Source organism: Curtobacterium sp. GD1, from assembly GCF_020882855.1.
Classification (GTDB): Bacteria; Actinomycetota; Actinomycetes; order Actinomycetales; family Microbacteriaceae; genus Curtobacterium.
This window is the reverse complement of record NZ_JAFEVQ010000012.1, coordinates 101,932-121,710: the sequence shown is the minus strand read 5'-3', so window position 1 is coordinate 121,710 and position 19,779 is coordinate 101,932. Positions and strand designations below refer to the sequence as shown.

The following is a 19,779-nucleotide window of genomic DNA, read 5'->3' as shown; positions in this document are numbered from 1 at the left end:
AGAAGGTGCGTCTGTCGGGGACGGCGACGCCGAACGGTGCGATCAACATCCTCGGCAACTCGGCGGGCATCTCCGAGAACCTGACGGCTGATGCGGACGGGAAGTGGTCGTTCGAGTCGCGGTACGCGGCGGCGGGGCTGCAGCACCAGGTGCGGGTGCGGCAGACCGCGGCGAACGACTCCGGGACCCTCGTGGCGCTCCAGGCGTCCGACGAGAACGGCGAGAAGCCGGTCTTCCGCCCGCTCGCGGTGACCTCCGACACGTCGTACGTGCCGGGTGGCACGACGCGCCTCACCGGCACGGCCACGTCGTGGTCGCAGGTGCGGGTGGCGCTCTCGAACCCCGGTGGCAAGCCGGTCCCGGGCGCGAACGTGTGGACCCACACGGTGATGGCCGGCGCTGACGGCGCCTGGAGCGTCGAGATCCCGAACCACCGGCTCATCAGCGCCAAGGTGCAGCAGTACGGCGAGCTCGGGAACGACGCGGTCTCGTTCGACTTCACCCGTTGACCCGGTGAGCTGACGGCTCCGAGCCGGGTGGGGCGCCCACCGTGGTGCGTCTCCCGGCTCGGTCTGGGGAATGGTGGAGTTCGCCCGCAGAGGACACCCATTCTCGCCACAGAATCGCAGCCGTATGCTGATCAGCACGCAACTTCGGCAGAGAAAGGTGTCGGGCGCTCTGCCCGGATCACATGGACTTCAAGCGCATCCTTCGCGGGCCGTACATCTACGTGCTGATCGCGATCGTGGGGATCTGGATCGGATGGGCTGTCATCAGCCAGTCCGGCACGCAGCAGATCGACACGCAGAAGGGCCTCCAGCAGCTCTCCGACGGCAAGGTCTCCTCCGTGGTGGTGAACTCCACCGAGCAGCGCGTCGACCTCACCCTGAAGGACGGCAACGCGCACGAGCAGTTCTACTACTCGACGCCGCGCGGTGAAGAGGTCATCCAGGCCGTCAACGACGCGAACCTGCCGAAGGGCTACAACGACACCGTCCAGCAGTCGAACTGGTTCCTCTCGCTGCTCGGCATCCTCCTGCCGTTCCTCATCATCGGTGCCCTGTTCTGGTTCCTCCTCGCCAACGCCCAGGGCGGCGGCTCGAAGGTCATGCAGTTCGGCAAGTCCCGGGCGAAGATGAACAACAAGGAGAACCCGCAGGTCAGCTTCGCCGACGTCGCGGGCGCCGACGAGGCGATCGAGGAGCTCCAGGAGATCAAGGAGTTCCTCAAGGAGCCGGCGAAGTTCCAGGCCGTCGGCGCCAAGATCCCGAAGGGCGTGCTGCTGTACGGCCCTCCCGGAACCGGCAAGACGCTGCTCGCCCGAGCCGTCGCCGGTGAGGCGGGCGTCCCGTTCTACTCGATCTCCGGTTCGGACTTCGTCGAGATGTTCGTCGGTGTCGGTGCGAGCCGTGTCCGCGACCTCTTCGAGCAGGCGAAGCAGAACTCGCCCGCCATCGTCTTCATCGACGAGATCGACGCCGTGGGTCGTCACCGTGGCGCCGGCATCGGCGGCGGCAACGACGAGCGCGAGCAGACGCTGAACCAGCTCCTCGTCGAGATGGACGGCTTCGACGGCAAGACCAACGTGATCCTCATCGCGGCGACGAACCGTCCCGACGTCCTCGACCCGGCGCTCCTCCGCCCCGGTCGCTTCGACCGCCAGATCGGCGTCGACGCCCCGGGCCTCGCCGGCCGCCAGCAGATCCTCGAGGTGCACGCGAAGGGCAAGCCGCTCGCCGCGAGCGTCGACCTCGAGCTCCTCGCCCGCAAGACGCCGGGCTTCACCGGCGCCGACCTGGCGAACGTCCTGAACGAGGCCGCGCTCCTGACGGCCCGCTCGAACGCGCAGCTCATCGACAACCGCGCCCTCGACGAAGCCGTCGACCGCGTCATGGCCGGACCGCAGCGTCGCACGCGCATCATGTCCGACCAGGAACGCCTCATCACGGCCTACCACGAGGGTGGTCACGCCCTCGCGGCCGCGGCCATGCGCCACACCGACCCGGTGACGAAGATCACGATCCTCCCGCGCGGCCGTGCCCTGGGCTACACGATGGTGCTCCCGCTCGAGGACAAGTACTCCGTCACCCGCAACGAACTGCTCGACCAGCTCACCTACGCCATGGGTGGTCGCGTCGCCGAGGAGATCGTCTTCCACGACCCGACCACGGGTGCGTCGAACGACATCGAGAAGGCCACCGGCACGGCGCGCAAGATGGTCACCGAGTACGGCATGAGCCGTGCCGTCGGGTCCGTCAAGCTCGGCTCCGGGTCGAGCGAGCCCTTCGTCGGCCGCGACATGAGCGGCGGGACCAGCCGCGACTACTCGGAGAACATCGCCGAGACGGTCGACGCCGAGACCCGTGCCCTGCTCGAGGCCGCGCACGACGAGGCCTACCAGGTGCTCAACGACAACCGCGACATCCTCGACCGTCTGGCCGGCGAGCTCCTCGAGAAGGAGACCCTCGACGCCCCGGAGCTGGTGGAGATCTTCAAGGACGTCCGCAAGCTGCCGGAGCGCCCGCAGTGGCTCTCCAGCGACAAGCGTCCGGTGAGCAACCTGCCCGCCATCGAGGTGCCGGGCAAGGCCGCCTCGACCGCGTCCGAGCAGTCCGACCACGAGTCGTCGAAGCCCCGTCGCCGTCCCTTCGGCAACCCGGGTATCGCCCCCGCGTAGGCCGGCATGACGGACCTGCCGACGAGGCGCTCGCGTCGGCTCGCCGAGGTGAGCCAGGCGCGGGCCGCAGCAGCCGAGCCGCCGACGGTCGCGATCGACCTCCGGGCACCAGCACCGGTGCCGGAGATCGTGACCGGTCGGCGGCGCGACCGTGACCGCGGTGCGCCGGCCGACGACCGGACCCGGGTGATGGGGATCCTCAACGTCACGCCGGACTCCTTCAGCGACGGCGGGCTGCACCAGGCGTACGACGCCGCGGTGCAGCACGCCCGGGAACTCGTCGCCGCCGGGGCCGACATCGTCGACGTCGGCGGGGAGTCGACCCGGCCGGGGTCGGAGCGCGTCCCCGTCGAGGTCGAGCAGCAGCGGGTGCTCCCGGTCGTGCAGCAGCTCGTGGCCGAGGGGATCACGGTGAGCGTCGACACGATGAACGCCTCGACCGCCGAGCGTTCGGTGGACCTCGGCGCCGCCATCGTGAACGACGTCTCCGGTGGGCTGGCCGACGACGACATGGCGCGAGTCGTCCGTGACACGGGTGCCGGGTTCGTCGTCATGCACTGGCGCGGGCACAGCGACCGGATGTACCGCAACGCCGAGTACGTGCACGCCGTCGACGAGGTCCGGCGCGAGGTCGAACTCCGCGTCGCCGAGCTCATCGTCCTCGGGGTGCGCCAGGAACAGGTCGTCATCGACCCGGGCCTCGGCTTCGCCAAGCAGGGCGTGCAGAACTGGGAGATCCTGGCGGGCTACGAGCGGTTCGCATCGATCGGCCTGCCGGTGCTCGTCGCCGCCTCACGCAAGCGCTTCCTCGACGGGGTCGGCAGCGCTGCCGGTGCCGCCCCGAAGGAGCGCGACCTCGCCACCGCCGCCATCAGCCTGCTCTCCGCCGAACGCGGGGCGTGGGGTGTGCGCGTGCACGACCCGGCACCGACCCGTGCCGTGCTCGACGTCTGGGACGCCTGGAGGGCAGCTCGATCGTGAGGGACACCATCCGACTGACCGGGGTCCGCGCGCGCGGGCACCACGGGGTCTTCGACCACGAGCGCACCGACGGCCAGGACTTCGTGGTCGACGTCGCCGTCGAGGTCGACGCCCGCGCCGCGTCCGGCTCCGACGACCTCGACGAGACCGTGCACTACGGCGTGCTCGCTGAGCAGGTCGTCGCCGAGATCGAGCGCGACCCGGTCGACCTCATCGAGACCCTCGCCGAGCGCATCGCCGCCGCCGTGCTGACGCACCGTGCGGCCCTGGCGACCGAGGTCACGGTGCACAAGCCGCAGGCGCCCATCACGGTGCCGTTCACCGACGTGTCGATCACGATCCGCCGGACCCGTGGCGGCGTCCGTGCCGCCGGGTCCGACGTCGAGGAAGAAGAGTGAGCCGGGCGGTCGTCGCCCTCGGCGCCAACCTCGGCGACCGGGGGAGCACCCTGCGCGCCGCCGCCGCCGCGATCGTCGCCCTCCCGGGGGTGCGTCCGGTGGCCTCCAGCCGCGAGGTCGAGTCGGTCGCCGTCACGCTCGACGGCCCGGACACGACGAAGCCCCGGTACCGGAACGCCGTCGTGGTCGTCGACACCGACCTCGAGCCGCAGGAACTCCTCGACGCCCTGCACGGCATCGAGGACACCCACGGCCGCACGCGCGAGGTCCGCTGGGGCGACCGGACGCTCGACCTCGACCTCGTGGCGTACGACGACCTGTCCCTCGACACCGTGACCCTGACCGTGCCGCACCCGCGCGCCGGCGAGCGGGCGTTCGTGCTCGCGCCGTGGCACGACGCCGACCCGGACGCCGTCCTGCCGGGTGTCGGGCCCGTCGCCGACCTGCTCGAGCGGGTGGGGGACGACACGGAGCGCGTCGACGAGCCGCGCCTCTTCGACGAGCCGACCCGCGCCTCCAGGCCAGAGACGAGCGATTCGTGAAGCCCACCCGCGCCTCCACCCTGCTCAGCGTCGCCGTCGTCGCGGCGGTCGCCGGCTTCGCCCTCGACGCCGTCCTGGCGTCGCGGCAGGCGCCGACGCTGTTCCTCGCGACACCCCTCGGCGTCACCCTCGCGTTCATCGGCATCGCCGTGGTCCTGATGGCCCGGCCGGTCCGTCGGCACGCTCGCGACGGCGCGTCCCGGTCCCACCCCGTCGACCCGCTCTACGCGATCCGCGTCGTGGTGCTCGCGAAGGCGTCGAGCATCGCGGGCTCGCTGTTCGGCGGGTTCGGCGCGGGCCTGCTCGTGTACCTCCTGACCCGCTCGGCCTTCCCTTCGCTAGGCTCGGTCCTGCCGAACGCCGTGGCGGTCGGGGGTGGACTCGTGTTGACGGTGTGCGCACTCGTCGCTGAACGCATGTGCATCGCTCCTCCTGGGGACGATGACGACGACGACCTCCCCCGGGGCGGCACGACGCAGGCGCACTGACACCGGGGCGGCACGACGCCGGCACACCGCCCAGCTCGACCCGACCGCAGGAGGCCCGCGATGCCGCGTGAACGACTCGACGAGCCCGGTCTGGGACTGACCGGCACCACCTGGACCCGGGTGTCGCCCAAGCTCGTCTGGACCGAGCTCGTCACGACGATCGTGATCGGGCTCGTGGTGACCGCCGGCTGCGTCATCATCGGCGTCGTCAGCGGCGGGTTCTCCGGCACGGCCGGCACCGTCTGGACGCTGATCGGGATCGCGGTCGCGATCGTCACCCTCGTGACGGCGATCCTGACGCCGCGACGCGTGCGGGCGATCGGGTACGCCCTCCGTGACGACGACCTCGTCCTCCGGCGCGGCCTGATGTGGCAGCGGTTCACCGCCGTCCCGTACGGCCGCATGCAGCTCGTCGACGTCAACCGCGGACCGCTCGACCGGGTGCTCGGCATGAGCGAGCTGAAGTTCGTCACGGCGGCCGCGTCGACCAACGTCCGGATCCCCGGCATCCCCTTCGCCGACGCCGACGAGCTGCGCGACCGGCTCGTCGAGCTCGCCGAGTCCCGCCGCGCCGGGCTCTAGGAGGGCCGCATGACCTTCCGACCCGGCCCGCCGCCGCCCGCTCCGCCGCACCGGGGCAACGCCGCCGCTGCCGCGCCGCTCACCGACGGCGAGTGGCACCGCATGCACCCGCTGACGCCGCTGCTCAAGGGCGGCATCTTCCTCATCGTGATCCTCGGCTACGTGCTGAACAGCCTGCGGGACCAGCTCGTCGAGTTCTTCATCCCCGGTGGTGGCCCGCAGGACGACGGCGACCCCGTGCGGTACGTCTACGAGCACGGCGTCGTCGGCTGGGTGCTGCTCGGCGTGGCTGTGCTGTTGCTGGTACTCCTTGCGTTGTTCACCCTGTCCTGGCGCATGCACGAGTTCCGGGTGACCGGCGAGATCGTCGAGGTCCGCTCGGGCGTGCTCTTCCGGACGAACCGCAAGGCCCGGCTGGACCGCATCCAGGGCATCAACATCTCGCGGCCGCTCATCCCGCGGATCTTCGGCACCGCCAAGCTCGAGATCGCCCAGGCCGGCAACGACGCGAACGTGCAGCTCGCCTACCTCGGGGTCAAGGCTGCGGACGACCTGCGGCAGCGCATCCTCGTGCTCGCCTCCGGGGCGAAGGACGACGAGCGGCAGCACGACCCGGCCCGGGCGTCGAACGGCGTGCTGCAGCACCGTGTCGACGAGATCTTCTCGCCGGAGCTCGACCCCGCCGCGGTCCGCACGACGCGCATCGTGAAGGTGCACCCCGGCCGGCTCATCGCGTCGATGCTGCTCTCCGGCACGACGGTGTTCATCCTCGCCGCGGTCGCCGCGATGATCGTCAGCGTGGCGCTCACCGGCGAGTACGGGATCCTCTTCGGCCTGTTCCCCGCGGTGATCGGCGCCGGCGGGTACTACGTCCGGAAGTTCTCCCGCTCGCTGCAGTACACGATCGCCGAGACCCGCGACGGCATCCGGATCGGCTTCGGGCTCGTGTCCACCTCGAACGAGACCCTGCCGCCCGGCCGCATCCACGCCGTGAGCGTGGCGCAGCCGCTGCTCTGGCGGCCGTTCGGCTGGTGGGACGTCCGGATCAACCGTGCGACGAACGCCGGCAACGGGGCTTCGAACAACCAGCAGGTCTCGTCGATCGTCCTGCCGGTCGGCACCGCGCGCGACGTCCGCGAGGTCCTCGACATCATCCTCCCCGGCCTCGTCGGCACCGCCGTCGCCGGTCCCGCCGCCTCGCAGGAGCAGCTCCGCGAGGGCTCGGCCGAGGCCGTGGACGTCGTCGACGACAGCCTCACCACCACGGGCGACCGCGGCGGGTTCGTGCACTCCCCGCGCCGGGGCGCCTGGCTCCGCCCGTTCGCGTTCCGCCGCAACGGCTACCGCTTCGTCCCGGGTGCCGTCCTGCTCCGGCTCGGTGCCGTCTGGCGCTCGCTGGTCATCGTGCCGCTGCCACGCGTGCAGAGTGTCAAGGTCTCGCAGGGGCCGCTCGAGCGTGCGCTGCGGCTCGCGTCGGTGCACGTGCAGACCGTGCAGGGCCCGGTCTCCGCGAGCATCGGTGCGCTGGACGCGCGGGACGCGCAGCAGCTGTGGTCGGACACCTCGGCCCGCGCGGTCGAGGCGGCTGCGGCCGACACCTCCCACCGGTGGCGCGAACGGGAGGCGCGGCTCACCCCCGTCGCGCCGGCCGCGGCCCCGGAGTGGTCACCAGAGCGACGAGTGGACGCGGTGGACCGCGAGCAGTCGTCGCCAGAGCGCGCACCCGGCGGCGCCGAGCCGGTGCGGCCGACCGGCACCGTGCCTCCTGGATCGCCCTGGGGCGACACCCCGCCGCCGGGAGCCGCGCGGTGAGGGCCGGACGGCTGGGAGTCGGCGTCCTCGGTGCCGGACGGGTCGGACCGGTCCTCGGAGCAGCGCTCGCGAACGCCGAGCACGCCGTCGTCGGCGTGACGGCCGTGTCCGAAGCCGGACGCGACCGCGCCGAGGCGATACTCCCCGGCGCACCCGTCCTCGAGACCCCCGACCTCGTCGAGCGCAGCGAACTCGTACTCCTCGCCGTGCCGGACGACCAGCTGGCCGACCTCGTGCAGGGGCTCGCGGACGCCGGTATCTGGCAGCCGGGGCAGCTCGTCGTGCACACCAGCCCGGACCACGGCGTGGGCATCCTCGCACCGGCGATGGCCGCGGGGGCGATCCCGCTCGCGATCCACCCCGCGATGGCGTTCACGGGCACCAGCGTCGACCTCGTCCGGCTCCGCGACGCGTACTGCGCCGTGACCGCACCGTCGCCCGTACTCCCCATCGCCCAGGCGCTCGTCGTCGAGATGGGTGCGGAGCCGTTCGTCGTCACCGAGCAGGACCGGCCCGCCTACGCCGACGCCGTCCGCACCGCGGTGAGCTTCTCGACCGCGATCGTCGACCAGTCCGCCGGCACGCTGTCCGGCATCGGGGTCGAGTACCCGGGCCGGGTCCTCGGAGCGCTGGTCCGCACGGCCGTCGACAACGCGCTCGCGGCGGCCGACGGGCAGGCGACGCTCTAGTCCGGCCGCGCTGTACGATTTCCGGGACCCCCACGACCATCGGAGCCGCACCAGCATGACCGACGAGACCGCACCCGCCACCGAGCCCTCCGCCGCCGAGATCGCCGCGGCGGAGACCAGCGAGCAGCGACAGGTCCGGCTCGACAAGCGGGCGAAGCTCCTCGAGTCGGGGATCGAGGCGTACCCTGCGGGCCTGCCGGTCACCACCACCATCCCCGCGGTCCGTGCACAGTACGCGCACCTCGAGACCGGCGAGGAGACCCAGGACGTCGTCGGGATCGCCGGCCGCATCGTGTTCTCGCGCAACACCGGCAAGCTCTGCTTCGCGTCCCTGCAGTCCGGCGACGGCTCCCGCATCCAGGCGATGGTGTCCCTCGCTGAAGTGGGCGAGGAGTCGCTCGCGCGCTGGAAGGAGTTCGTCGACCTCGGGGACCACGTGTTCGTGCACGGCCGGGTGATCTCCTCGCGGCGGGGCGAGCTGTCGATCATGGTCGACGACTGGCAGATCGCGGCCAAGGCGATCCTGCCGCTGCCGAACCTCCACAACGAACTCAACGAGGAGACCCGGGTCCGCCAGCGCTACCTCGACCTCATCGTTCGCGAGGAGGCCAGGGCCACCGTCCGCGCCCGTGCCGCGGTGATGTCGTCGCTCCGGCAGACCTTCGCTGGTCACGACTACCTCGAGGTCGAGACCCCGATGCTGCAGACCCAGCACGGCGGTGCCTCGGCGCGGCCCTTCGTCACGCACTCGAACGCGTTCGACACCGAGCTGTACCTCCGCATCGCGCCGGAGCTCTTCCTCAAGCGCGCCGTCGTCGGCGGCATCGACCGGGTGTTCGAGGTGAACCGGAACTTCCGCAACGAGGGCGCCGACTCGACGCACTCGCCCGAGTTCGCGATGCTCGAGGCCTACCAGGCGTACGGCGACTACGAGCAGATGGCCGACCTGACGCAGGAGCTCGTGCAGAACGCCGCGCGTGCGGTGACCGGCGGCTCGCTCGAGGTCACCTGGGCGGACGGTACGACCTACGACCTCGGCGGCGAGTGGCCGCGCATCGACATGTACGGGTCGCTGTCCGAGGCGGCCGGTCGCGAGATCACCCCGGAGACGCCGCTGTCCGAGCTGCGGGCGCTCGCCGATGCCGAGGGCGTCGAGGTCGCGCACGCCACGCACGGCAAGTACGTCGAAGAGCTCTGGGAGCACTTCGTCATCGACTCGCTCGACCGCCCGACGTTCGTGATGAACTTCCCGGTCGACACCTCGCCACTGACCCGCGAGCACCGCAGCCGTCCGGGCATCGTCGAGAAGTGGGACCTCTACGTCCGTGGCTTCGAGCTGGCGACGGCGTACTCCGAGCTCGTCGACCCGGTCGTGCAGCGGGAGCGGTTCGTCGAGCAGGCGAAGCTCGCTGCGGGCGGCGACCTCGAGGCCATGCGCGTCGACGAGGAGTTCCTGCGGGCACTCGAGCACGCGATGCCGCCGTCGGGCGGCATGGGCATGGGCATCGACCGGCTCCTCATGGCCATCACGGGCCTGGGCATCCGCGAGACGATCCTGTTCCCGTTGGTGAAGTAGGACCCAGCTGACGGCTCCGTTCCGGGGGTTAGGATGCTCGGGTGCCGCATGGAGTCGTGACCGGGATCATCTTCGCCCTGACGCCGACCGTCGTGGTCGGCCTCATCTTCTGGTTCGTGATGCGCGCCATCATGCGGGCCGACCGCACCGAGCGTGCCGCGTACGCCAAGGTCGAGGCCGAGGAGCGCGCCCGCTTCGAGCGTGAGCACGGCGTGCCGGCACCGGCCCCCGCCTCCGCGGAGTAACCCGCTCTCGATCAAGGGGCCGCCCGCGGTCGACGTCACCCGGTGTTCACCGCGCGGTGCGACCCTGGCGTGCATGCGCGCGACCCCGGACGGCAGGGACCCCGAACCCCAGCCCGACCCCGACCTCGCCGACCTCGATCCCGATGACGCCTTCGGGCACCCGGCGGTCGCGGATCCCGCTCGCGACGACACCGTGTGGCCCGACGGCGAGGGCGACGACGACGACATCGACGTCTGAGCGTCCGGACACCGTCACCGGCCGTTCACCCCGACGTCGTCTGCCGGGGTGAGCATCGTCCGCATGTCCATCACGCAGATCATCTCCGGTGGTGTCCTCGCGAACCGCGGGGGCGTCTTCACCGGCCGCAGCCTCGTCGGCGACATCGAGAGCGAGTACGACGAGTTCGACCGAGACGCTGACCTCGAGGTCTCGAAGCGTCGCGAGGGGTGGCTCGAGCCCTCCTGGTGACCCCCGCCCGTTCGGTTTTCGGGGTACGACGACCGGATCGCCACGATCCGGACCGCCGTACCCCTTTTTCGTGTCCACTGGACGCGGCGGCCCGGGGTACAGGATCGGAAACGAGCAAGAAACACCGATGCAACGCCGGAAACACGGCGACATCCCCTTGATTCTCGACCGTGCGGGGGACCAGACTGACGACAGGCTGTACCCCTCGGGGGACGGTATCCATGGTGAAGCACGGAGAAGCCTGAGAATCGATCCGATCGGTTTGTGGGGTACACCTCCGGAACGCTTTACTCGTGACACCCCCAACGAGGTCATCACCCGTCGAACGCAGGGAGTCATCATGACGATCGCAACCGCAGCACCCAAGACGACGACCACCGGCACCACCGCACGTCGCACCAAGAAGACCACCGCAGCGAAGGCTCCGGTCACCGCGGTCGAGACCACCACGCTCGACACCGAGGTCGAGGCCGACGAGCAGCTCGCGGGTGTCCGCGGCGCCTCGGTCGACCAGGTGGGCGACTACCTCCGCCACATCGGCCGCCTCTCGCTCCTCACCGCCGAGGAAGAAGCCGAGATCGCCCGCCGCATCGAGGTCGGCCTCTTCGCCGGGGAGAAGCTCGCCACCGAGAAGGGCCTCGCGAAGACCCTGCAGCGTGAACTGCGCTGGCTCGTCCGTGACGGTGAGCGCGCCAAGGAGCGCATGATCACCTCGAACCTCCGCCTCGTCGTGAGCATCGCCAAGCGCTACTCGCAGCGCGGCCTGCCCTTCATGGACGTCATCCAGGAAGGCAACCTCGGCCTGGTCCGCGCGGTCGAGAAGTTCGACTTCACGCAGGGCTACAAGTTCTCGACGTACGCCACCTGGTGGATCCGTCAAGCGATCTCCCGCGGTCTCGCCGACAAGGCCCGCACGATCCGCATCCCGGTCCACACGGTCGAGCTGATCAACAAGATCTCCCGCACCGAGCGCGACCTCACCGTCGACCTCGGCCGCGCGCCGATGCCGGACGAGGTCGCGGCCGAGCTGAGCATGAGCGTCGACGAGCTCGTCGACCTCAAGGGCCGCTCGCACGAGCCGGTGTCGATCCACACGGTGGTCGGCGACTCGGACGACAGCGAGCTCGGCGACTTCATCGAGGACGAGGACGCCGCGTCCCCGAACGAGCTGACCGAGACGACACTGCTCCACCGCGACATCCGCTCGATCGTCGCCGAACTGCCGAGCGACGAGGCGAACGTGATCCGCATGCGCTACGGCCTCGACGACGACAAGCCGATGACGCTCGACGAGATCTCGAAGATCGTCCACACGACCCGCCAGGCGGTCAGCCGTGTGGAGTCCCGCGCCAAGCTGCGGCTCTTCGCCAAGGCGGTCTCGCAGGACATGCAGCTGTACCTGACCGACTAGGTCAGTGGACTTCGGCCGGCGCGTGAGCGCCGGCACGGGGAACCGGGTCGTTCTGTGGGAAGACGATCCGGTGGGGTGATGGGACGGCCCGCTCGCGCTTCGGCGTGAGCGGGCCATTCACGTTCCCGGGGTCGGGCAGGGCGCGGTCCGCTACTCCTCGACCTCGCGCCCGAGCTTCTGGCGGAGGTCCTGGGGGATGAGCTCGATGAGCTGGTCCGGTCGCACGGGCAGGTCGAGCAGGCTGAGCTTCACGCGGCCGGTCCGCCCGTGGCGCTCGGCGTCGAGGCGGACCACGCTGCCGGCGTCCTTCCGCAGCCGCACGTCGATCTGCGCACCGGTGGCGACCTCGCCGACCACGAGTCCGTCGACCTCGAGCGCTGCGCTGCGGGTGCCCTCGGCGATGTCGAACCGGTAGCGCTCGCGAGCGGCGAGGACCACGGCACGGTCGATCCCGGCCATCGGTGCGACCGGGGTCACGACGGAGCCGGACAGTGCGGGGGAGAGGACGGGGCCACCGGCGGCGTAGTTGTACGCGGTGGATCCGGCCGGGGTCGCGGCGACGATGGCGTCCGCCCGGTAGTACCCGTACCCGAGCCCGCCGACGCTGAGGTCCGCGGACACCTGGCCGGCGCCGGGGCGTCGCACGATCGTGAGGTCGTTGAACGCGAGGTAGTCGGTGCGGGCTCCACTCCAGAACAGCCGGGCCTCGAGGGCGTGGTGCGGTTCGAGCTGGTAGTCGCCGGCGGACAGCCGCTCGAGCGCGACCTCGAGCTCGGGCGGCTCGATCTCGACGAGGAAGCCCACGTTGCCGTAGTTGACCCCGAGCACCGGCACCGGACGCTTCGCCACGAGCCGCATGGCCCCGAGCATCGTGCCGTCCCCGCCGAGTGCGACGACGAGGTCGACCTCCTCCGTGAAGTCCTCGTCCCCGATCACGTCGACCCCGCCGCCGATGCGCTGGACGTCGGCGCGGCGGGCGACGAGGCGTCCGCGGCCGGAGGCGTTCCAGCGCTGCAGGGTCGCGACGGACTCCTGCACGTTCTTGGTCGGGTGGACGACGAGTCCGACGACGGGCTGCTCCATGGTCGCGATCGTACCGATCGCGCCCGGGATCTCCTCTGGTGGACTGCTCACACATGAGATATTCTGCATGTATGCAGATCGCCACGCTCTCCGTCGCCCTGCCCACACTCCGGCACGGACGCGAGATCGTGCTCCTCGCGGAACAGGAGTCACTGGAGACCGGGTTCGGCTTCCTCGACGCCGAACACCTCCTCGTCGCCGCGGTCACGCTCTGCAGCGGGATGCCCCGCTTCCTCGACGTCCTCGACGCGCACGGCGTCACGCCCGACCGCGTCCGCACCGCGAGCAGCGCCTTCGTCGGCGCCGGGGCACCCGGACCGGTCTCGCCCGACCGGGTCACGTGCACACCGGCCGCGGCGCGGGTGCTGGCACGTGCCGCACAGCTCGCCGGCCCGGCGGAACGCGTCCGACCGCACCACGTGCTGCTCGCGGTGCTCGACGGCATCGACGATCCGTTCACGGGGGCCGCGCACGACGTCCTCGACGGTCTCGGTGTCGACCCGCGCCGCTTCCGCCGCGCACTGCGTCGGGCCGCACGACGCGCCTGACACAGCCCGCCCCGCGCCCCGCGCCGACCCGCGGCCCGCGCCGACCCGCGGCCCGCGCCGGCCCGCGCCGACCCGACACCCCGCGCGACCCGCCGCGTGACCCCCGTGAGCACCACCGGGCGCAGGCTCCGGGGCGGACCCGCACCGCGCCTCCCGACCGTCCCCTGTTCACCGGACGCAACGAGGTCACGCCCACGGCGAACAGGGGCAGACCACCCGGGGTGCGCTGGTTACTCTCGATGTACGTCACCGGACTTCCACGAGCCCGGCAAGGGAGAGCACATGTTCGAGAGATTCACCGACCGAGCCCGTCGTGTTGTCGTCCTCGCTCAAGAAGAAGCGAAGATGCTCAACCACAACTACATCGGCACCGAGCACATCCTCCTCGGCCTCATCCACGAGGGCGAGGGCGTCGCCGCCAAGGCGCTGGAGTCGCTCGGCATCTCGCTCGATGCCGTCCGCGAGCAGGTCCAGGACATCATCGGGCAGGGCCAGCAGCAGCCGACCGGGCACATCCCGTTCACGCCGCGCGCCAAGAAGGTGCTCGAGCTGTCCCTGCGCGAGGCGCTGCAGCTCGGCCACAACTACATCGGCACCGAGCACATCCTCCTCGGCCTCATCCGCGAGGGCGAGGGCGTCGCCGCCCAGGTGCTCGTCAAGCTCGGCGCGGACCTCAACCGCGTCCGTCAGCAGGTCATCCAGCTCCTGTCCGGCTACCAGGGCAAGGAAGCGGTCGCCGTCGGCGGCGAGCAGCAGCAGAACGCCCAGCAGGGTTCGCAGGTCCTCGACCAGTTCGGTCGGAACCTCACCCAGGCGGCGCGCGACGGCAAGCTCGACCCGGTCATCGGCCGCGAGAAGGAGATGGAGCGGGTCATGCAGATCCTCTCCCGCCGCTCCAAGAACAACCCCGTCCTGATCGGTGAGCCCGGCGTCGGCAAGACCGCCGTCGTCGAGGGCCTCGCCCAGGCGATCGTCAAGGGCGACGTGCCCGAGACGCTGAAGGACAAGCAGCTCTACTCGCTCGACCTCGGGTCGCTCATCGCCGGGTCCCGCTACCGCGGTGACTTCGAGGAGCGCCTCAAGAAGGTCACGAAGGAGATCCGCACCCGCGGCGACATCATCGTCTTCATCGACGAGATCCACACCCTCGTGGGTGCCGGTGCTGCCGAGGGCGCGATCGACGCCGCTTCCATCCTCAAGCCGCTGCTCGCACGCGGTGAGCTCCAGACCATCGGTGCCACCACGCTCGACGAGTACCGCAAGCACTTCGAGAAGGACGCCGCACTCGAGCGTCGCTTCCAGCCGGTGCAGGTCAACGAGCCGTCGCTGCCCCACGCGATCAACATCCTCAAGGGCCTCCGCGACAAGTACGAGGCGTTCCACAAGGTGTCCATCACCGACGGCGCGATCGTCGCCGCGGCGAACCTCGCGGACCGCTACGTGCAGGACCGCTTCCTGCCGGACAAGGCGATCGACCTGATCGACGAGGCCGGTGCACGTCTCCGTCTGTCGATCCTGTCGGCGCCGCCGGAGCTCCGCGAGTTCGACGAGAAGATCTCGGCGGTCCGCGGGCAGAAGGAAGCCGCGATCGAGGAGCAGGACTTCGAGAAGGCCGCTTCGCTCCGCGACGAGGAGAAGAAGCTCCTCGGCGAGCGTCTCCGCCTCGAGAAGCAGTGGCGTGCGGGTGACGTCGCCGCGTCCGGCACCGTCGACGAGGGCATCATCGCCGAGGTCCTGGCGCAGGCCACGGGCATCCCGGTGTTCAAGCTCACCGAAGAGGAGACCTCGCGTCTCGTCTTCATGGAGAAGGCACTGCACGAGCGCGTCATCGGTCAGGAAGAGGCCATCTCGGCCCTGTCCAAGACCATCCGCCGCACCCGCGCCGGCCTGAAGGACCCGAACCGTCCCTCCGGCTCGTTCATCTTCGCCGGCCCCACGGGCGTCGGGAAGACCGAGCTCGCCAAGGCGCTCGCCGAGTTCCTCTTCGACGACGAGGGTGCGCTGATCTCCCTCGACATGTCGGAGTTCGGCGAGAAGCACACCGTCTCGCGACTCTTCGGTGCCCCTCCCGGGTTCGTCGGGTTCGAGGAGGGCGGCCAGCTCACCGAGAAGGTGCGCCGCAAGCCGTTCTCCGTGGTCCTCTTCGACGAGATCGAGAAGGCCCACCCGGACATCTTCAACTCGCTGCTGCAGGTCCTCGAAGAGGGTCGTCTGACCGATGGTCAGGGCCGCGTGGTCGACTTCAAGAACACCGTCATCATCATGACCACGAACCTCGGTTCGCAGGGCATCGCCGGTGGCCCGGTGGGCTTCCAGGTCGAGGGTGACTCCGGTGTCGGCTACGACCGCATGCGCTCGAAGGTGAACGAGGAGCTCAAGAAGCACTTCAAGCCCGAGTTCCTCAACCGCGTCGACGACACGATCGTGTTCCCGCAGCTCTCGCAGCCCGAGCTGCTGCAGATCGTGGACCTCTTCGTGAAGCGCCTGGCGGACCGCCTGCTCGACCGCGACATGACGGTGGAGCTCACGCTCGCTGCCAAGGAGCAGCTCATCAAGGTCGGGTTCGACCCGGCACTCGGTGCCCGCCCGCTCCGCCGCGCGATGCAGCACGAGGTCGAGGACCAGCTGTCCGAGCACATCCTGCAGGGTGAGCTCACGGCCGGCGACCACGTGAAGGTCGACTTCACCGGTGGCGAGTTCCAGTTCGAGACCGGGCGTCAGCCGGGTCGCGAAGAGGTCCTCGCCGGCGCGGCCGCCGTCGAGGCGACGGACACGCCGCAGGGCGAGATCGAGTCCTAGGACCCGGTCACGGACATGACGGGAGGCGCGGTGCCCGCTGGCACCGCGCCTCCCGTCACGTCGTGGGTGCGGTCACCCCTGGTGGTCGCGCCCGCGGTGCTTCTCGCGCTTCTCGTGTCGCTTGTGCACGCCGGGCTGCTCGCTCTCGGCCGTGCCGTCCGAGTCGCCGCTCAGTCCGTCCGCCAGGCCGTTGGTCTGGTCGAAGGGGCGTCCGAGTGACTCGTCGTTGAGGTCTGCCACGGAGCGGTGACGCTCGTGGGCTTCGGGTTCGGGTTGATCGTCCATGCGCCGGACGCTACGCGCGGCGCGATGTCGCCCGACCCAGACCCGGGACGGTTCGCGCGTCGCGGTACCACGGGCCCCCGTCCGGGGGTACGGTGGTGACTGCGCGCGAGGGGTTCCCCCCAACACCTCGCACGCAGCGCTCGACCGGTTCCCCCCAACAGGTCGAGACGCGCCGGCCCCGGTCTGTTCGCAGACCGGGGCCGTTGCACGTCGCCGGGGCGCGCGTCGCTCGGCGCGCGTCGTGCGTCGTGCGTCTTGCGTCTTGCGTCTCGCGTCTCGCGTCTCGCGTCTCGCGTCAGAGGGTAGCCGCGAAGTCTCGGATGGCCCGCTCCCAGCGCTCCGGGTCCTCGTTCCACTCGAGCGTGTGCGGCGCGGTCCGGAACGCGACCGCCCGGGTCCCCGGACGCACGGTCTGCGCGGCGACGTCGGCCTCGGCGACGAGGGCGTCGGCCGCCGAGTGCACGAGCAGGGTCGGGGTCGCCGACGCCTGCCACGCGGTCGTCTGGACGGGAGCAGTGGCGCCGGCCAGCCGTGACAGCACGCCGGTGGTCGCGATCCGTGCCGCGACCGTGCCGACGAACGCGGGGAGGTGCGCGCCCGACACCGCACCGCGGAGCGCCGAGGACACGCTGAGCAGCGGCGAGATCCCGACGAGGCCGTCGACCTCGACCCGGGAGGCGGCGACCGAGCACGCGAGCGCCCCCGCCGACCAGCCCTGCAGCACGACACGGGTGGCCCCGCGGCCCCGGGCTGCCCGGACCGCCGTCACGATGCGGTCGACCGCGCCGGGGTCGAGCGAGCGGAGCGGGAGGTCGGTCGTGTCGACGACCTCGGACGTCGCGCCGAGGGCACGCCAGACCGGGATGCCCCGGAGGACCTGCCGCGGCCCGAGCGACTGCCCGTGCACGTGGACGACGTGCGTGGGCTCATCGCCGAGGACGTCGGTCGGTTCGTCACCGGGGACGTCGGTCGGTTCGTCGCCGGGGACGTCCGCGAGGTCGTCGTACAGCAGTGCGTCCCAGCCCCACTCGCCGCCGGCTGCCGGGCCGTCCGTGCGCCGCCGGACCGTGTCCCCGTCGATGTCGAGCACCTCCTGCACGCGGACGTCCTGGCCGTCACGGGTGATCCGGTACGTCCCGGGCAGACGGGTGTCGCGGGTGGCCACGAACTCGGCCTCGGTCGGGGTGGCGCCCCGCACGGTGGCGGTCGCCGAGTACGGCGTGGGGAAGAGCAGCCGTCGCGCGACGAACGCGCCCAGCCCGAGCGTCCCGACGGCACCCGCTGCGGTCCCGAGTGCGGCGATGCGTCCACCGGTCATGTGGTCTCCTCCAGTCGTGCGGTGGTGAGCGTCGCGGCGGCCGGGACGTCCTGCCCGGCCTCGCGCGCGCGGTCCTCGATCTCGACGGACAGCCGGTGCAGTCGACTCCGCCACTGGCGACGCTGCCAGGCGATCGTGAAGTACAGCCCCCGGTTGCCGGACGCGCCCTCGAGTCGCCGCAGCTCGGGCTCCAGCGTCCGGAAGCGGACCCGGGCGGCCCGCCAGTCGCGGAACTCGCGGGCGGCGTCGGGCAGCACCCCGCCGGCGGCACCGACGGCGAGCAGGACCATCGAGGTGAGGAAGACCGGTGCGTAGACGGTGCCGAGCACCCGGACCGCAGCGTCCAGGCCGAGCACGTGCACGGCGTCGAGTGCGACCGCGATGGCCGCGAGCAGGACCATCGCCGCGGCCCCGACGACGAACAGCCAGTACATGCGCCCGAGACCGTCGCCCTCGCGGAAGCCGCGGAGGACGGCCAGTGCGGACCGGGTGATCACGACGGCGATGTACGTCATCTCCACCGCGGAGTAGAGCGCGGTCGGCAGCTGGTCACCGTACTCGACCATGAACTGCGAGGTGGGCTCGGGGGCGTCGATCAGGACGAACAGCACGACGAGGGCGACGAGGACCAGTGCGACGCCGACGAGCCGACTCGGTCGCAGCAGTCGCGCGGACCGGGCGGCCGCCTCGACCGACTGCGCGAGGGCGAACAGGCCGCACACCATCAGGCAGCGGCCGAGCAGGTCGGCGACGTTCGGCGTGCGGGTCAGCCCGCCGAGGAACGTCACGACGTCGGGCTGGTTGATGCTCAGTCCGACGGCGACGAACGCGCAGCAGACCATGAGCCAGGTGACGCTCGCCGACTGGGTCCGGACGAGCCAGAGCCGGACGACGAGGACGGCCAGGATCAGCCAGACCGGGAGGGATCCCCAGACGTGCAGCGTCACCGGAAGATCCCGCGCGGCGCGGTGTCGGGGTCGAGCAGCCCGATCCGCAGGGCGAGCTGGTCGGCGACGAGCTCGACCGCCTGCTCGTGCGGGGTGTCGAGCGACCGGGTGAACGCCGTCCGTCCGGTGAGCAGCCCCGTGTACGCCTCGTGGTCGCAGCCGGGGTCGGCGAGGAACACGTGCGCGAGCTCGTGCAGCACGCAGGCCACCCGGGAGCGCTCGGACAGGTCGGGGCGCGTCTCGAGCAGGGCGTGGTCGGAGCGCTGGATGAGCCGGGCGGAGAGGTCACCGGGCAGTGCGGTCGTGCGGAGCCGGATCGGCTTGCCGAGGGCGGACTCGGCACGGACGAGCAGCTCCGGCAGCGTCAGTCGCCGGGGGAGTCCGAGTCGCTGCACGCTGCGCCGGGCCTCGGCCTGCTGGCGGCGGGCGCCGATCCGGTCGGCGAACGCATTCACGGCGTCGACCCGGAGTCGTCGAGCCGCCGGACGTGCTCGGTGAAGTCGCGGATCTCGGCCGCGGAGGCGAACTCCCCGAGTCGCCGGGTGGCGAACGCCACGACCTCGCGCTTGCGGAGTTCGAGGACGAGTTCGAGCTGCGCCTGCACCCGCTCCGGGACGTCCGTGTTGCCCGCGGCGTCGGTGAGGTACTCGGACGGCACACCGAAGTAGCCGGCAAGCGCGACGAGCAGGCGCTGGTCGCGGACGGCCGGCCCGTTGCCCCCGAGCATGTAGCCCCACCGCGGTCGGCTCATCGAGGCGCCCTGCGCCTCGATCTCCGCCACGATCTCCTTGTAGGAGGGGCGCTGCCCGGAATTGGCCTCGACGACGTCCATCAGGAGCTGGAGCTTGCGTGAGAGCTCGCGTCGGTGTGCGTCGTCGTCGGTGTACTCGATCATGTCTCCCCGCCCTGTACATCTGTCTCAGACATGG

At 71.1% G+C, this 19,779-nt stretch carries 22 protein-coding genes; 16 read left to right on the top strand and 6 right to left on the bottom strand.

The features are described 5' to 3' along the window. The 14 genes from JSX79_RS08895 to JSX79_RS08830 all read left to right on the top strand — a co-directional run. Positions 1-509: hypothetical protein (locus JSX79_RS08895; protein ID WP_229085862.1), on the top strand; the 509-nt coding region annotated here is incomplete at its 5' end. Positions 510-691: 182 nt separating this feature from the next. Continuing rightward, a complete protein-coding gene (ftsH, locus tag JSX79_RS08890; RefSeq protein WP_070417326.1) occupies positions 692-2,677 on the top strand; it encodes an ATP-dependent zinc metalloprotease FtsH in 1,986 nt (661 codons plus the stop codon). 6 nt (positions 2,678-2,683) lie between these two features. Further along, a complete protein-coding gene (folP, locus tag JSX79_RS08885; protein WP_175475922.1) occupies positions 2,684-3,658 on the top strand; it encodes a dihydropteroate synthase in 975 nt (324 codons plus the stop codon). After that, positions 3,655-4,056 (top strand): dihydroneopterin aldolase, encoded by a 402-nt coding sequence (gene folB / locus JSX79_RS08880; RefSeq protein WP_071296491.1) that lies wholly within the window; start codon positions 3,655-3,657, stop codon positions 4,054-4,056. Before folP ends, folB begins: the two co-directional genes overlap by 4 nt. Then, complete coding sequence (folK, locus tag JSX79_RS08875; RefSeq protein WP_229085861.1) at positions 4,053-4,598, top strand: 2-amino-4-hydroxy-6-hydroxymethyldihydropteridine diphosphokinase; 546 nt, start codon at positions 4,053-4,055, stop codon at positions 4,596-4,598. Before folB ends, folK begins: the two co-directional genes overlap by 4 nt. Continuing rightward, the gene (locus JSX79_RS08870) at positions 4,595-5,086 is read left to right on the top strand and encodes a DUF3180 domain-containing protein (protein ID WP_070417323.1); all 492 of its coding nucleotides are present in this window, start codon (positions 4,595-4,597) and stop codon (positions 5,084-5,086) included. Before folK ends, JSX79_RS08870 begins: the two co-directional genes overlap by 4 nt. 60 nt (positions 5,087-5,146) lie before the next feature. After that, a complete protein-coding gene (locus JSX79_RS08865) occupies positions 5,147-5,668 on the top strand; it encodes a PH domain-containing protein (RefSeq protein ID WP_070417322.1) in 522 nt (173 codons plus the stop codon). A gap of 9 nt (positions 5,669-5,677) precedes the next feature. After that, on the top strand, positions 5,678-7,480 hold the full coding sequence (locus JSX79_RS08860) for a PH domain-containing protein (RefSeq protein WP_229085860.1): 1,803 nt from the start codon (positions 5,678-5,680) through the stop codon (positions 7,478-7,480). Then, positions 7,477-8,169 carry a Rossmann-like and DUF2520 domain-containing protein gene (locus tag JSX79_RS08855; protein ID WP_229085859.1) on the top strand — a complete coding sequence of 231 codons (693 nt, stop codon included), beginning with the start codon at positions 7,477-7,479 and terminating at the stop codon, positions 8,167-8,169. The genes JSX79_RS08860 and JSX79_RS08855 overlap by 4 nt, the downstream gene beginning before the upstream one ends. Positions 8,170-8,224: 55 nt before the next feature. Continuing rightward, positions 8,225-9,745, top strand: a complete 1,521-nt coding sequence (gene lysS / locus JSX79_RS08850; protein WP_070417320.1) for a lysine--tRNA ligase — start codon at positions 8,225-8,227, stop codon at positions 9,743-9,745. A 41-nt stretch (positions 9,746-9,786) separates the two neighbouring features. Then, entirely contained in the window at positions 9,787-9,990 is a 204-nt protein-coding gene (locus JSX79_RS08845) for a hypothetical protein (RefSeq protein WP_031262806.1), read from the top strand. Between the two features lie 73 nt (positions 9,991-10,063). Beyond that, positions 10,064-10,228 carry a hypothetical protein gene (locus JSX79_RS08840; protein ID WP_175475920.1) on the top strand — a complete coding sequence of 55 codons (165 nt, stop codon included), beginning with the start codon at positions 10,064-10,066 and terminating at the stop codon, positions 10,226-10,228. A 63-nt stretch (positions 10,229-10,291) separates the two neighbouring features. After that, positions 10,292-10,459: a hypothetical protein gene (locus JSX79_RS08835; RefSeq protein WP_156794796.1), complete on the top strand. Its 168-nt coding sequence runs from the start codon at positions 10,292-10,294 to the stop codon at positions 10,457-10,459. 340 nt (positions 10,460-10,799) lie between these two features. Beyond that, entirely contained in the window at positions 10,800-11,870 is a 1,071-nt protein-coding gene (locus tag JSX79_RS08830) for a sigma-70 family RNA polymerase sigma factor (protein WP_070417318.1), read from the top strand. Positions 11,871-12,020: 150 nt separating this feature from the next. On the opposite strand, the gene JSX79_RS08825 is transcribed toward JSX79_RS08830, so the two are convergent. Continuing rightward, positions 12,021-12,953: an NAD(+)/NADH kinase gene (locus JSX79_RS08825; protein WP_070417317.1), complete on the bottom strand. Its 933-nt coding sequence runs from the start codon at positions 12,951-12,953 to the stop codon at positions 12,021-12,023. Positions 12,954-13,024: 71 nt separating this feature from the next. On the opposite strand from JSX79_RS08825, the gene JSX79_RS08820 reads away from it, so the two are divergent. Further along, positions 13,025-13,501: a Clp protease N-terminal domain-containing protein gene (locus JSX79_RS08820; RefSeq protein ID WP_070417316.1), complete on the top strand. Its 477-nt coding sequence runs from the start codon at positions 13,025-13,027 to the stop codon at positions 13,499-13,501. 282 nt (positions 13,502-13,783) lie between these two features. Beyond that, complete coding sequence (locus JSX79_RS08815; protein ID WP_070417315.1) at positions 13,784-16,300, top strand: ATP-dependent Clp protease ATP-binding subunit; 2,517 nt, start codon at positions 13,784-13,786, stop codon at positions 16,298-16,300. Positions 16,301-16,372: 72 nt separating this feature from the next. Here the strand turns inward: JSX79_RS08815 and JSX79_RS08810 are convergent, their stop codons facing one another. From JSX79_RS08810 to JSX79_RS08790, 5 genes are all read right to left on the bottom strand, one after another. Next, positions 16,373-16,585, bottom strand: a complete 213-nt coding sequence (locus JSX79_RS08810; protein WP_139199319.1) for a hypothetical protein — start codon at positions 16,583-16,585, stop codon at positions 16,373-16,375. Positions 16,586-16,880: 295 nt separating this feature from the next. Beyond that, positions 16,881-17,903 (bottom strand): hypothetical protein, encoded by a 1,023-nt coding sequence (locus JSX79_RS08805; RefSeq protein WP_229085858.1) that lies wholly within the window; start codon positions 17,901-17,903, stop codon positions 16,881-16,883. Next, positions 17,900-18,850: a hypothetical protein gene (locus JSX79_RS08800; protein WP_229085857.1), complete on the bottom strand. Its 951-nt coding sequence runs from the start codon at positions 18,848-18,850 to the stop codon at positions 17,900-17,902. Before JSX79_RS08800 ends, JSX79_RS08805 begins: the two co-directional genes overlap by 4 nt. Next, complete coding sequence (locus tag JSX79_RS08795) at positions 18,847-19,305, bottom strand: hypothetical protein (RefSeq protein WP_229085856.1); 459 nt, start codon at positions 19,303-19,305, stop codon at positions 18,847-18,849. The genes JSX79_RS08800 and JSX79_RS08795 overlap by 4 nt, the downstream gene beginning before the upstream one ends. Further along, entirely contained in the window at positions 19,302-19,745 is a 444-nt protein-coding gene (locus JSX79_RS08790) for a hypothetical protein (RefSeq protein ID WP_070417311.1), read from the bottom strand. Before JSX79_RS08790 ends, JSX79_RS08795 begins: the two co-directional genes overlap by 4 nt. Positions 19,746-19,779 lie beyond the last annotated feature (34 nt).

Coding starts and splice junctions, on each gene's coding strand:
- ftsH (WP_070417326.1), top strand. CDS start 692: ATGGACTTCAAGCGCATCCTTCGCGGGCCGTACATCTACGTGCTGATC.
- folP (WP_175475922.1), top strand. CDS start 2,684: ATGACGGACCTGCCGACGAGGCGCTCGCGTCGGCTCGCCGAGGTGAGC.
- JSX79_RS08865 (WP_070417322.1), top strand. CDS start 5,147: ATGCCGCGTGAACGACTCGACGAGCCCGGTCTGGGACTGACCGGCACC.
- JSX79_RS08860 (WP_229085860.1), top strand. CDS start 5,678: ATGACCTTCCGACCCGGCCCGCCGCCGCCCGCTCCGCCGCACCGGGGC.
- lysS (WP_070417320.1), top strand. CDS start 8,225: ATGACCGACGAGACCGCACCCGCCACCGAGCCCTCCGCCGCCGAGATC.
- JSX79_RS08840 (WP_175475920.1), top strand. CDS start 10,064: ATGCGCGCGACCCCGGACGGCAGGGACCCCGAACCCCAGCCCGACCCC.
- JSX79_RS08835 (WP_156794796.1), top strand. CDS start 10,292: ATGTCCATCACGCAGATCATCTCCGGTGGTGTCCTCGCGAACCGCGGG.
- JSX79_RS08830 (WP_070417318.1), top strand. CDS start 10,800: ATGACGATCGCAACCGCAGCACCCAAGACGACGACCACCGGCACCACC.
- JSX79_RS08825 (WP_070417317.1), bottom strand. CDS start 12,953: ATGGAGCAGCCCGTCGTCGGACTCGTCGTCCACCCGACCAAGAACGTG.
- JSX79_RS08820 (WP_070417316.1), top strand. CDS start 13,025: ATGCAGATCGCCACGCTCTCCGTCGCCCTGCCCACACTCCGGCACGGA.
- JSX79_RS08815 (WP_070417315.1), top strand. CDS start 13,784: ATGTTCGAGAGATTCACCGACCGAGCCCGTCGTGTTGTCGTCCTCGCT.
- JSX79_RS08810 (WP_139199319.1), bottom strand. CDS start 16,585: ATGGACGATCAACCCGAACCCGAAGCCCACGAGCGTCACCGCTCCGTG.
- JSX79_RS08805 (WP_229085858.1), bottom strand. CDS start 17,903: ATGACCGGTGGACGCATCGCCGCACTCGGGACCGCAGCGGGTGCCGTC.
- JSX79_RS08790 (WP_070417311.1), bottom strand. CDS start 19,745: ATGATCGAGTACACCGACGACGACGCACACCGACGCGAGCTCTCACGC.